Genomic DNA, 12,797 nt, shown 5'->3' with positions numbered 1-12,797 from the left:
TACCTTTGCAGCCTCATTCTGAGGCGATAGCCATGTGATAGGGGATTTTGATTATGATATACACCACAATTTTATCGGTAAAAGTTAATACCAGTAGCTTTAAAATACCTTCTGCTTATTTAAAGCACGAGGTAGAAATAGATATTTACACACCCGATGGTATTTTAGGAAACGAAAAAATAGAGCTTTTACTGTTGAACGATGGCCAGGATGTAGCCAAAATGCATTTTAGCCGGATTTTGGAAGATGCGCATCATGGTAAAAGAAACCACAGATTGGTGGTTGTGGCCATTAAAGCATCAGAAGACCGGTTAATGGAATATGGTGTTGCCGGCGTGCCCGATTTTAAGGGCCGCGGTGCCAAAGCGCAGGCTTACAACGATTTTGTTATCAAAGAATTGCTGCCTTTTGTGAAAAAGAAAATCGCGATGCCGGTTTCGGGCAAAGTAGGTTTTGCCGGCTTTTCTTTAGGTGGTTTGTCTGCTTTCGATATTGCCTGGAACAATCCTTCGGTTTTTGATGTGGTTGGTGTTTTCTCCGGAGCATTTTGGTGGAGGAAAAAAGATTTGAACGAGGGATATACTGATGCCGACCGGATTATGCACGCGAAAATTGAAAATTCCGCTACCAAACCTGATATGAGGTTTTGGTTAATGACCGGAACGGAAGATGAAAAGGCCGACCGGAATAAAAACATGATCATCGATTCGATCGACGATACGATTGATATTGTAAAAATCCTCCTGGATAAAGGATATAAAAGGCCTGCCAATGTTTTTTACTATGAAAAAGTTGGCGGTAAACACGATGTACCCACCTGGGAAAGTGTAATGCCGGCTTTTTTGGATTGGGCATTTGAGGTATAAGACTCACCTAACTTAACCTTTATTTGCGAAGTGAATACTTCAAAAAAATACCGGTGTCAAATATCGTCCACAGGCAGCTTCTTTGCCCGCAAGCCTTTAGTGCGGCATTTGCCCAGGTATTGCAGGTTTTAAAAATACTGTAACTGCCCTTAGCTTCATAAAAAGCATCGCCTATATCATAGTGAACGTTCGATTTGACCTTGATCAGATGCCCTTCTTTATTTTTTTTAAAACTATTTAAGATGTAATGGATCAGCTGTTGGTATTGTGCTTTACTGATCATAATTTTTTTACAACGCGTATCTTCCTGTATATTTTGGTAATAAGTAGTGTGCATGGCTGATGCGCTTAATCCGGAAATTGCCCTCAAACCATTGCTAAGTTTCAGGTCAGAAAATTCGGGTGTTTCGAGGTAGAATTTTTTATCACCCCAGCCCATGGCCAGGTATCGATAGGTACTATCGGCCGCTAAAGTGTTTTGATAACGGATTTCTTTCGTCCAGTTTACCTGTGCGGTAACTGCAGGTACTACAATATCCGTGTGTACACCATTCGTCATAATGTAAATCGCAATTTCTTTTGGATTTGTAGGGTTGGGGTTTACGGTTATACGTGAGGCGAAAAAAGCGGTGAGGAAATAAACTCCGATCAAAAGGATAAAAACAGTACAAAACTTACTTGCGTATTTTAAAAACCGTTTATTCATGCTATCCTGGTTATTTATCTTTAATTTAATACAAAATGAATGTTTTTGGTAACCCAAACGCCTAATATTGATTTTGTTGATACCGGCATCGAAAAACATGATTTTTTGAGTCTGTTACTTCTCCTTAATTTTACAATATGATAAAGGGACTATTTGAAACACATATTTACGTAACGGATCTGGAAAGATCAATAGATTTTTACAGCAATATTTTGGGTTTAACCCAATGCCATTATGAAGAAGAACGCAGGATTGCATTTTTCTGGATTGGCAAACCGCAGGAAGCCATGCTGGGGATTTGGGAAAAGCCAAAAGATGAAATCGATATCAGGCATTTTGCATTCAGGTGTGAGGTAGCTGATGTGCTCGATAAATCAGTTAGTTTTTTAACACAACATCACCTGAAGCCCTATAATTTCTTAAAAAGCGATGATGCCGCACCAATGGTATTTGCCTGGATGCCTGCAGTAGCCATTTATTTTAACGATCCTGATGGGCATGCACTCGAATTCATCGCGATTTTAGATGGTGAGGCTAAACCAGATTTAGGGGTAATTTCTTATCAGGACTGGTTAAATGCAGGTATTTGAATGTATATCTTAGATAAAATTGTCAATCCTGGGCTTGTCGAAGACGTATTCTAACACCGCTTAAAGTATTTCGATACTGCGCCAGGCTCAGTACAGGCAAGCTCAATGTTGCAAAGTTCGCGGGCAAATGGCTTAACCGGCAAAACGCTGCAATGCTCCGGCTGTTGATGCCAGGAAATTAATATGCTTGCCATTATTGCTTTCGTAAATAAAATCTTTAATGCTCTTGCTTTGGTATGCGCTAAAATCACCCACAATAGCCAGGCTTACACGGTAATTCGAAAATTTTTGAAGTATTTCACCTGCTATCCCGTTTTTCAGGTCGAAGAAATCTGGTGTGATATTTTTCTTGTCGATAATGATTTTATCAAAGCCCTGGTAATATAGATTTCCCAAGAGGTCCAGCCCATCTTCAGCATTATTGATGATCATTTCTTCCGAAATAATTTCGGCAATGTTGATATTGTTTACTGTGTGTGTCTCTATTTTCATTGTAGCCTTCATACTTAAGGGTTATGGCTGGCAAGTTACAAATTCTATTTTTTAGGAGTCTTTCTTTTGCAAAGAAAACAACTGTTTGCGTTTATGTTTGAAAAAGAGACAATTGCAACATTATCATCGCATTAAATAGTAGGCCATATAGTAGAAAATCCATTTCAAAACACTATCTTTGCGCCAAATTTGAGGCGCATTTTATGCAAAAGATTAGAAATATAGCTATTATAGCACACGTTGACCACGGAAAAACTACCTTGGTTGATAAGATTTTACACTCTTGTTCTATTTTTCGTGACAACGAACAAACAGGAGAATTGATATTGGATAACAACGATTTAGAGCGCGAACGTGGTATCACTATCGTATCTAAAAACGTTTCGGTGAGATATAAAGATGTAAAAATCAATATCATCGATACTCCTGGTCACGCGGATTTTGGTGGTGAGGTTGAGCGTGTTTTAAAAATGGCCGATGGTGTACTTTTGCTTTGTGATGCTTTTGAAGGAGCAATGCCTCAAACGCGTTTTGTAACGCAAAAAGCTTTGGCACTGGGTTTAAAACCAATTGTGGTGGTAAACAAAGTAGACAAAGAAAACTGCCGTCCTGAAGAGGTTTATGAGCAGATTTTCGAATTATTCTTCAACCTTGAGGCTACAGAAGAGCAATTGGATTTTCCTGTTATTTATGGCTCATCAAAACAAGGATGGATGAGTACCGACTGGAAGGTTCCTACAACAGATATTTTCCCGTTATTGGATGCGGTTGTGGCGAATATCCCTCCAGCACCAATGAACGAAGGTACCTTACAAATGCAGATTACCTCGTTGGATTATTCTTCTTTCGTAGGTCGTATTGCAATTGGCCGTGTTCACCGTGGTACAATTAAAGAAAACCAACCGGTTACTTTAATTAAACGCGATGGCAAAATTGTAAAATCAAGAGTAAAAGAACTTTATACTTTCGAAGGTTTAGGAAAAGTAAAAGCTACAGAAGTAAGCTCTGGCGATATCTGTGCTGTGGTAGGTATTGATGGTTTTGAAATTGGTGATACTATTGCTGATTTTGAAGCACCGGAACAATTACCGGTAATCAGTATCGATGAGCCAACAATGAACATGTTGTTTACCATCAATAACTCTCCTTTCTTCGGTAAAGAAGGTAAACTGGTAACCTCTCAGCGGATCAAAGATCGTTTGATTAAAGAGATGGAAAAAAACCTGGCATTGAAAGTTGTTGAAACCCAGGGGGCTGATTCGTGGTTGGTATATGGTCGTGGTATCCTTCACTTATCTGTATTGATTGAAACCATGCGTCGTGAAGGTTATGAATTGCAGGTTGGTCAGCCACAGGTTATCGTTAAAGAAATCGATGGTAAAAAACACGAGCCGGTTGAAACTTTAATTGTAGATGTACCAGCAGAAGTTTCTGGTAAAGTAATCGAATTGGTAACGCAGCGTAAAGGTGAGTTATTGATTATGGAACCAAAAGGCGATTTACAGCACTTAGAGTTCGAGATCCCATCACGTGGTATTATCGGTTTACGTAACAACGTTTTAACCGCTACAGCCGGTGAGGCAATTATGGCACACCGTTTCAAAGCTTACGAGCCTTGGAAAGGAACCATCCCTGGCCGTTTAAATGGTGTGTTGATCTCAATGGATAAAGGTACTACTACCGCATATTCGATCGATAAATTACAGGATAGAGGCCGTTTCTTCGTTGATCCGGGAGTTGATATTTACGAAGGACAAATTTTGGGAGAGCACATCCGCGATAATGATTTAGTGATCAACATCGTAAAAGGTAAAGCTTTAACCAACATGCGTGCATCAGGAAGCGATGACAACGTGCGTATTGCACCGGCCATTAAATTCTCTTTAGAAGAGGCGATGGAGTACATCCAGGCCGATGAGTATATCGAGGTTACACCGGTAAGTATGCGTTTACGTAAAATCTTCTTAACAGAGCAGGAACGTAAAGTTAAAGGAAAGCAATTCGCTTAAGCCCTTAACATAAATAAATAATCAAGCTCCGATATAAATCGGAGCTTTTTTGCGTTTAAGCGATAAGTGTTTTAATAAAAAAACAATTTTGTGGCAATTGATCGTTGATTCAACTGTACCTTTGCCCATTATACCAAACATTATAATTTAGTGATTAATAAAGGGTTATCCAAGGCGGGTATAGTTTTACTGAATTTACTCTCTCTTTTACCGCTATTCATTTTATACCGATTGGCAGATGCTTTTTATGTGCTGATTTTTTATGTTTTCGGCTATCGCAGAAAAGTGGTTAAAGAAAACCTGCTTAATGCCTTTCCTGAAAAAAGTATAACTGAAATCAAGTCGATCGAGAAAAAATTCTACCAGTTTCTGGCATCGCTTTTTATAGAGGTGATCAAAATGAAGCGTATCTCTAAAAAAGAACTTAGTAAAAGGGTTGTATTTAAGAATGCTGATCTTGTTGAAGCCTACCTCCAAAACAAAGAAAGTGTAATTTTATGTTCAGCACACTTTGGTAATTACGAATGGGTTTGTATGGCCATCGGTTTAACATTTTCAGGCAAACATTACCCGATTTACAAACCGTTGAGCAGCGATGCTTTTGACAATTGGTTTCTGGATATGAGGAGCAGGTTTGGTAACCAAATGGTATCCATGCGCCAAACCCTAAGGGCTATACAAGCCAGTAAAAATGAAGCTACCCTGTTTACATTCGGAAGCGACCAGGCGCCATCAAAAGAAGATTCGACCTATTGGACAACTTTTTTAAACCAGGAATCCTCGATTCAGCTCGGAGTAGAGAAGATTGCAAAAAAAACCAATCGCCCGGTTTTTTACCTCAAAATTAACACTGTAAAAAGGGGATATTACGAGGTAGATTGTGTGCCCATCTGTTTAAATCCGGCTGAAACCGCTGCGTTTGAAATTACCGAACTGCATACCCATTTTTTGGAAGACATGATCAAAGACGCGCCTGCTTATTGGTTGTGGAGTCACCGCAGGTGGAAATACAAGCGACCGCCAAAGCGTGTTGAAGCGGTATCCGAAGATCAGAGCATGATGGATGCGACAGTATAAACCGTTTATCGGAAATTAAAACCTAACATTTTTGTGGCATATCTTTTTGAATTGCTTTTTAATTTAGCATTTCAACTTCTCATCGTATGATTAAAAAGGGGATTGCCCATTTAGGAATATTTTTTTTAGGCGTATTATCTCTGTTTCCGCTATCTGTTTTATACATTTTGGCCGATGGCGCTTATTTATTGCTTTATTTTGTTTTTGGCTACCGGCGGAAAGTGGTGAGGGAAAACTTATTGAATGCGCTGCCTGATAAAACACTGGAAGAAATTGTACACATCGAAAAACGTTACTACCGCTACCTGGCATCACTGATATTCGAAATCGTTAAGATGAGCAGCATCTCCAGAAAAGAAATAGAGAAGCGTTTTGTTTTTAAAAATAAAGAACAGGTTCAGGCTTATTTAAACCGTGGTGAAAGCATACTCATTTGTTCGGCCCATTACGGTAACTGGGAGTGGGGCACCCTGGGCATCGGACTCAATTTTGTTGCAGATCATTATCCTATATATAAACCCTTATCAAACCCGATATTCGATAACTGGTTTAAAAAAGTAAGAAGCAGGTTTGGCAATAAGCTCATTGCCATGCGGCAAACCATGCGTGCTTTACAGGCCAGCAAAGGTAAACCCAGCATCTTTAGCTTTGGGAACGACCAGGCGCCCTCTAAAGATGAATCCCATTACTGGACTACTTTTTTGCACCAGCCCAGTTCGGTTCAGTTGGGTATTGAAAAAATTGCGAAACGTACCGGTCAACCGATATTTTATTTTAAGATAAATGTACTTAAGCGGGGTTTTTATAGTGTAGATTGTGTTCCATTATGTTTAAACCCTGCTGAAACCGCTGAATTTGAAATCACCGAACTGCACACCCGTTTTTTGGAACAGATGATTAAGGAGCGACCGGAATATTGGTTGTGGAGCCATAAAAGATGGAAATACAAACCAAAAACGGGAGTTGCTTTTAATGGAAATGAAAGGTTAAAACAGGCATAATATTTATATTTGTGAATAAACGCTTGTAAATGAAAACGTTCAAAAAAATATTATTGTTGCTGATCTATGCATTCTTTTTATCATTATTTGCCTTATTTCTCTGGAAGCCATACCTTTTAAAGGTGTTAAAATATAGAACGCCAAATGCCGAAACCTATAAAATTTTCCCACAGGAAATTTCACATAAAAGCGATTCGGCTTTTCATTTTATCCGGACCACACAACCACGCAATGATTTGGATACTTTGCATGTTCAGGATGGGAATAACCGGTTAATTCCATTAAAGACCTACTTAAAAAACGGGCAGATTAATGCTTTTATCGTGATCAGGAATGATAGTGTACTGTACGAAAGGTATGATAAGGGTTATAGCGATAGCACTTTGAGTACCCTATTTTCGGGAGCGAAGAGCATGATTTCCATTATGATAGGCCAGGCATTGGCCGATGGTCATATTAAAAGCCTTAATGATAAGGTAACGCAATATGTTCCCGAACTAAAATCGAATCCGGCTTTCGGGCAGATTACCCTGAAGAACCTGCTGGATATGAAATCGGGCCTTGAGTTCAAAGACGCATTGGGCGGGATTGTAAAAGCGTTTTTTTCTGATGAAGCCAAATATTACTATACTGATGATATGAAGGCTCAATTAATGAAAGTAAAATTGGTTAACAAGCCCGGTACGGTTTGGGTATATAAAAGCATCGATCCGATTTTATTAGGCTGGGTTCTGAAAAAAGCAAGTGGCAAATCGGTAGCCAAGTATTTTGAAACCCATATTTGGAAACAGGTCGGGGCCGAATATAATGCAACCTGGGGCCTGGATCAGCTAAATGGTTTAACAAATACTGCAAGCCGTTTTCAGGTAACCCCAATAGATTTAGCTAAAATAGGTCGCCTGTATTTGAATAAAGGCAGGTTCAACGGGAGTCAGGTTGTCCCAGAAAACTGGGTAAATCAATCGATCAATATTGGTAACGAAACACCCGCATCAGCAAAGGGATGGCAAAAATCGGCCCATCATTATCTTTGGTGGATCCCTCAGGAAGGAGATAAAGGCGATTATGCTGCTGAAGGGATGCTGGGACAAAGGTTGTATGTCGATCCGAAAACAAATACCATTATTGTACAGTTTGCCGATCATGGTGCAGGTAATTATCCTTACCGGAAAATCAGCAGGTATTTAAGCGGCTTGCCTTTTAGTTATCCGAAGAATTAACGGCAAAGTATGCTATGTAGCTTTTACTCCGTGACCTTTGCGTAAAACTTGGTGCCCTTTGCAGTAGGAAAAGAAAGGAGTCATGTTTTTGTGGCTAAATTTTTAAAAATGTACATTGCCCTTGCATGGAAAATAACGATGTAAAAATTTCAAAAAAGAAACCGATTTTTCCGGTTACGCCTGCCCTGCAGAAATACCTGCGTACCTACCAGCGCGAAGCGAAATTGCCGATCGGCTACAATGATCTGATGCAGTTTAATGAAGCCTTCCCGTTAATGGATAAATTTGGTAAAGATTCACTTTGGGAAGGACCTATTTATGCGCAGGATTTAATCGGACCCTTACATGAAGGCTTAAAGGAAATTTATGCCAATTTAAAGGCATCTGGTAACCTGCGGATTGTAGAACATAAATACATCGATAAAATTGAATACTGCACTTTCGGCAATACACACCCTTTCCGCATCAGGATCGTAAACCGCCTGAATGATGTTTACGATTATTTTTATATTAAAAAGGCGGATGCATCGCGTATATACGGACTGGAAATGGAAGAGATCCTTTCCCCTAATCAGGTAAACTACCTGGTTGATGGGGATACTTTGGTGGAGGAACATATTGCCGGTATCCCGGGAGATGTTTTTACCAAAGGACAGTTGTATACGCCAGAATTTAATCCAACCCGTATTGCCAAAGAGTTTGTAAAGTTTAATGAGCGCTGTTTGATTATGCTTTTGGGCGACATGCGGGCTTATAATTTTGTGGTACAGATTACGCCTGATTTTGATGATATCCAGTTCCGCATTAGGGCAATAGATTTTGACCAGCAGTTTTACGAAGGGAATTTAAAAGTTTACCTTCCGCAATTTTTTAAAGAGAATCTGCCGTACGTAAAAATGAGTATGGAGCAATTGACAGAGAAAACCGTACTGCAATACCAACAGGAAGAACGCTCATCGATTGTGCACCGGGTGAGGAGCGAGCGGCACCGATTAACGGATCTTCGCGATGTTTCGAACAAAGAGGAACTTACCACACCTGAAAATATCGCTTTACTAAAGCAGGGTATGAGCGATTATTTTAAAGATACAAATTACCTGAGGTGCAGAACCATGACCGATATTATTGAATTGAACATTAAAAATATCATCAGGCAGGTTAAGCTATAAGTGGTGTTGGATGTTACCATCCGACACAGAAAATAGTTTGATAGGGTAATTCTATTTTCTTGTTAATAAAGCTCCATCAGATGGTAACATCTGACGGCACAAAAAAGCCCAAAATAAAAACGGCTGGCAATTTGCCAGCCGTTTTTGAGTGAATCTAGAAAGAGCGTCCAAAGTTTTTAAGCATGCTGCCCTTCATGAACACCCTCGGCAAATTCCTCCACAATTTTATCGTTAAAAGCAGGTATATCCTGTGGTGTACGGCTGGTAACCAACCCTTGGTCAACAACTACTTCCTCATCTGACCATATTGCCCCTGCATTAATCAGATCCTGAGAAATGTTTTTTACAGAAGTTAACTTTCGGCCCTGAACCACATCGGCATTGATTAATGTTTGCGGACCATGGCAAATGGCTGCCACTGGTTTTCCATCGGCAAAAAACGATTTTACGAAAGACAGTGCATCTTCGTTAATCCGTAGCTGATCGGGATTAATTACACCACCAGGTAAAAGTAATCCGTTATAGTCGTCGGCATTTGCCTCGGCAATGGTTTTATCTACATCAACTTCTATCGACCAATGATCATGATCCCAAGCTTTTATTTGTCCACTTTTTGAGGAGATAATGTGAACCGTAGCTCCTTCTTCCTTTAACCTTTTTACTGGCTCGGTTAATTCAACTTCTTCAAATCCGCTTTCTGAAAGTACAGCAATGGTGCGGTTACTTAATTGTCCCATAATCTTTAATGTTTTAATAGGTGATATATTAAAGACAGCTGAGAAAAATTATTGTTTCAGAAATCTGAGATTAGGGAATAATCTCCAAGGTTGTTGATTGATTTATCCGGTAGTTATAGAAGGCCTCATAAATTACCCTGCTCGCAATTGTTTTAACTGGAATGGCATCTTTAAAGCTCTCCAATGGGTATTTCATCTGAAAGCAGGTACGCGATTTGTTTTTCTTAAATCCGATTTGCTTAAGCACGTTTATTGTAGATTTAATAAAATAATTGCTAGCCAAGATATCCGCAAATGGGGTTAAACGGATAATGATTTTATTCTTTTTGACCGAAAATTTCAGATAAAGGTTTTCTTCTTTACGCAGGTTAAAAATGAAAGCACTGATTTTATTTTCAACAAGGTTAAATACAGCATCGTCAAATTCCTGCCCATCGTTAAAATAACCTGGTGTGAAGTTGTTTAATTGTTCAAGTTCATGATTAATCTTTTCGAGTTGAAATGCATAATAATCTTTAGCTAACCCATTCCTGTCCATTTCGGCAAAAAAATCGGATCTTCTTTTCAGCTGTTCCTTTTCCTGTAAATGTGGATCAATAAACAGTTCGATTGTTCTGATCTGGTGTTTGATCCTATTCAGGATTTTAGATTTAAGATAAACAGCTCTATAATCATGATCAATTTCGTCTTCTTTGATTAAAGATTCTATCAGTTCTTTTTCCTGCTTATAAATAGAGAGTAGTTCGTTAATTTCCTCATTCATAAGCTAGTCGTTCGTTCTGCGGTGTTTCACAAAATATAAGGCTAAATTAACAGCAATAACCATATGGTTAAAAATGTTGGGCAACAAGCCATAATATTTGGTAAAGATTTTAAACCGTTCTTTTAAGCTCTCGCGGTGTTTTTTCTTACTCATGCCACCTACCAGGTATTTGGCTACATAACGGTTAACATTAACAATATTAGATGCCTTTTTAGCTGCTTTAATAATCCAGTCGATATCTGAACTGTATTTATAGGTTAAATCGTAAGGCGTAACAATGCTACGGCGGATATAAATGGCCTGGTGACTGATGCTCATGCCATATTTAAAACTGGTCCAGTCAAATTCTTCGGGTGCTTCATGCCTCCTGCGGCCTAAACTTTCCCAGTTATCATTGTACATTTCAGTTTCGCCATAATAAATATCTGCTCCCGGCGAGCTCGCAAAGATATCCTCTACGGTTTTGGGATCGTAGATTTCATCGCCCGAATTCATGAAAAGTACATAATCGCCTGTAGCCAGGGCTAAACCTTTGTTCATGGCATCGTATATACCTTTGTCGGGTTCTGATATGATTTTCGAAATCTGATTCTTATACTGTTCAACTACTTGCAGAGTGCCATCGGTCGAGGCACCATCAATAACGATATATTCTATGTTTTTGTAGGTCTGGTTTAAAACCGATTTTATCGTACGTTCTATATCACGAACGTTATTATACACAATGGTGATGATGGTTAGCTTTGGCAAGAGTTGGATTTTTGGATCGGAGTAAATTTAATAAAGATTACTCAAATTTGCCTGATGAAAAATAAAATGAAATTCGGTAAACATTTGTGTTGTTGATCAGATATTGACACATAAAATCAAGGTAAACGATGGCTTTTATTTCGGCTGTAAACCAATCAAGGTCTCATACAGATGGATATGTTCTGCGGCAACAACCTCTTCCGAAAAATCGGTTAAAATGCTTAATCTCGCTGCTTTTTGTATTTCCTCTTTATTCGGGCGGTGATAAAGCCATTCAATGCCGTTTGCCAGGTCTTCTGCATTCTGGTATTCGGCCAGGTAGCCGTTCTGCATGTGTTTCACCATATCCGGAATACCGCCTGTGGTAAAGGCAATTACCGGTGTAGCACATGCTAAACTTTCCATTACGGTATTGGGCAGATTATCTTCAAGAGAAGGGGTAATAAAAGCATCGGCGGCAGAATAACATTTTGCCAAATGATCGTCTTTATTAATGGCACCCAGAAAAGTGGTTTTAAAAGGAAATTCGGGCATTTCGGCATTCTCCTTATTCCCAAAAATAACCAGTTCAATATTTTCTTTCTGTATGCCGGTACGGCGGGAGAGGATCTCCAGCGCTTCGATCAGATAAGGGGTTCCTTTGTGTTTGTCGTTTTTAGAAGGCATAAAGCCGCTCATCAGTACAAATTTATCCGGATTGATCTTCAGGATCTTTTTGGCTTCCGGTTTAACGTAGGGTTTGAAAATTTTTGTCTCAATGGTATTCGGGATAACTGTAGCTTTCCTTGTGCCCAGCAAACTGCTGAATTTTATTGATGCGGCCATCCATTTACTGGGTGCCACGATATGGAAATTCAATTTGGTGTAAGCTTTTTGTTTGCGCAGCCAGGTCTTGTGCGAGATATCGTTTTTACCACTGATTTTTAAAATCGGGCAGTTACCGCATTGATGGTGAAAGTTTTCGCATCCGTAACGCACATGGCACCCGCCGGTAAACGCATTACTGTCGTGAAAAGTCCAAACAATCGGTTTTTCCAGTTCATCCAGCTGAGCTAAAAATTTAGGGTTAAGAAAGCCATGGTTAATCCAATGTATATGGATAATATCGGCATTTTTAACATCGGGATGGTGAATTACTGAGCGGCCGAACCATTGCAGGCTAAAGGGTGTTTTTACCGATTTACTTAACCATTTAGCGAAATATCTTTCCGCTAGGATATTATAAACCGCCTTTGCCTTTTGGATTGGCGATTTGCTAAAGGTATCTATCTTTGGGTTTTGTCCAAATTTATAGTAAACCAACACTTTCGAATCGATTCCACTGGCCTTTAGGGCATCACTTAAACGCAGGCAGGCACGCCCTGCTCCGCCATTTCCATCGTAGGTATTTAGGTGTACTACTTTCAAATCAATCAAA

Annotated in this window: 13 protein-coding genes; 7 read left to right on the top strand and 6 right to left on the bottom strand. The window is 39.4% G+C overall.

The features are described 5' to 3' along the window. Positions 1 to 53: 53 nt before the first annotated feature. Positions 54 to 866 carry an alpha/beta hydrolase gene (locus GGQ60_RS14440; RefSeq protein WP_183765648.1) on the top strand — a complete coding sequence of 271 codons (813 nt, stop codon included), beginning with the start codon at positions 54 to 56 and terminating at the stop codon, positions 864 to 866. Positions 867 to 885: 19 nt separating this feature from the next. Here GGQ60_RS14440 and GGQ60_RS14435 read toward each other — a convergent pair whose 3' ends face one another. After that, the gene (locus GGQ60_RS14435) at positions 886 to 1,572 is read right to left on the bottom strand and encodes a TIGR02117 family protein (protein ID WP_183765645.1); all 687 of its coding nucleotides are present in this window, start codon (positions 1,570 to 1,572) and stop codon (positions 886 to 888) included. A 137-nt stretch (positions 1,573 to 1,709) separates the two neighbouring features. Between GGQ60_RS14435 and GGQ60_RS14430 the strand changes: the two genes are divergently transcribed. Beyond that, positions 1,710 to 2,162 carry a VOC family protein gene (locus GGQ60_RS14430; protein ID WP_183765642.1) on the top strand — a complete coding sequence of 151 codons (453 nt, stop codon included), beginning with the start codon at positions 1,710 to 1,712 and terminating at the stop codon, positions 2,160 to 2,162. A gap of 132 nt (positions 2,163 to 2,294) precedes the next feature. Here the strand turns inward: GGQ60_RS14430 and GGQ60_RS14425 are convergent, their stop codons facing one another. Next, complete coding sequence (locus tag GGQ60_RS14425; RefSeq protein WP_183765639.1) at positions 2,295 to 2,654, bottom strand: DUF4180 domain-containing protein; 360 nt, start codon at positions 2,652 to 2,654, stop codon at positions 2,295 to 2,297. 203 nt (positions 2,655 to 2,857) lie between these two features. On the opposite strand from GGQ60_RS14425, the gene typA reads away from it, so the two are divergent. The 5 genes from typA to GGQ60_RS14400 all read left to right on the top strand — a co-directional run bounded on the left by typA (position 2,858) and on the right by GGQ60_RS14400 (position 9,130). Beyond that, positions 2,858 to 4,663 (top strand): translational GTPase TypA, encoded by a 1,806-nt coding sequence (gene typA, locus GGQ60_RS14420; protein WP_183765636.1) that lies wholly within the window; start codon positions 2,858 to 2,860, stop codon positions 4,661 to 4,663. A 150-nt stretch (positions 4,664 to 4,813) separates the two neighbouring features. Continuing rightward, positions 4,814 to 5,740 carry a lysophospholipid acyltransferase family protein gene (locus GGQ60_RS14415; RefSeq protein ID WP_183765633.1) on the top strand — a complete coding sequence of 309 codons (927 nt, stop codon included), beginning with the start codon at positions 4,814 to 4,816 and terminating at the stop codon, positions 5,738 to 5,740. Positions 5,741 to 5,808: 68 nt separating this feature from the next. Then, a complete protein-coding gene (locus GGQ60_RS14410) occupies positions 5,809 to 6,741 on the top strand; it encodes a lysophospholipid acyltransferase family protein (RefSeq protein WP_262891943.1) in 933 nt (310 codons plus the stop codon). Between the two features lie 29 nt (positions 6,742 to 6,770). Beyond that, positions 6,771 to 7,961, top strand: a complete 1,191-nt coding sequence (locus tag GGQ60_RS14405) for a serine hydrolase domain-containing protein (protein WP_183765626.1) — start codon at positions 6,771 to 6,773, stop codon at positions 7,959 to 7,961. Between the two features lie 125 nt (positions 7,962 to 8,086). Then, the gene (locus GGQ60_RS14400) at positions 8,087 to 9,130 is read left to right on the top strand and encodes a hypothetical protein (RefSeq protein WP_183765623.1); all 1,044 of its coding nucleotides are present in this window, start codon (positions 8,087 to 8,089) and stop codon (positions 9,128 to 9,130) included. Positions 9,131 to 9,306: 176 nt separating this feature from the next. On the opposite strand, the gene GGQ60_RS14395 is transcribed toward GGQ60_RS14400, so the two are convergent. The 4 genes from GGQ60_RS14395 to GGQ60_RS14380 all read right to left on the bottom strand — a co-directional run bounded on the left by GGQ60_RS14395 (position 9,307) and on the right by GGQ60_RS14380 (position 12,796). Next, the gene (locus GGQ60_RS14395) at positions 9,307 to 9,867 is read right to left on the bottom strand and encodes a type 1 glutamine amidotransferase domain-containing protein (RefSeq protein WP_183765620.1); all 561 of its coding nucleotides are present in this window, start codon (positions 9,865 to 9,867) and stop codon (positions 9,307 to 9,309) included. Between the two features lie 70 nt (positions 9,868 to 9,937). Continuing rightward, on the bottom strand, positions 9,938 to 10,630 hold the full coding sequence (locus GGQ60_RS14390) for a hypothetical protein (protein ID WP_183765618.1): 693 nt from the start codon (positions 10,628 to 10,630) through the stop codon (positions 9,938 to 9,940). A 3-nt stretch (positions 10,631 to 10,633) separates the two neighbouring features. After that, on the bottom strand, positions 10,634 to 11,380 hold the full coding sequence (locus GGQ60_RS14385; RefSeq protein WP_183765615.1) for a glycosyltransferase family 2 protein: 747 nt from the start codon (positions 11,378 to 11,380) through the stop codon (positions 10,634 to 10,636). A 135-nt stretch (positions 11,381 to 11,515) separates the two neighbouring features. Next, positions 11,516 to 12,796: a glycosyltransferase family 4 protein gene (locus GGQ60_RS14380; protein WP_183765612.1), complete on the bottom strand. Its 1,281-nt coding sequence runs from the start codon at positions 12,794 to 12,796 to the stop codon at positions 11,516 to 11,518. Position 12,797: the final 1 nt, after the last annotated feature.

The organism is Pedobacter zeae (assembly GCF_014196715.1).
GTDB classification, from domain to species: Bacteria; Bacteroidota; Bacteroidia; order Sphingobacteriales; family Sphingobacteriaceae; genus Pedobacter; species Pedobacter zeae.
The sequence above is the reverse complement of the archived record's forward strand: the minus strand, read 5'-3'. Positions and strand labels throughout refer to the sequence as shown.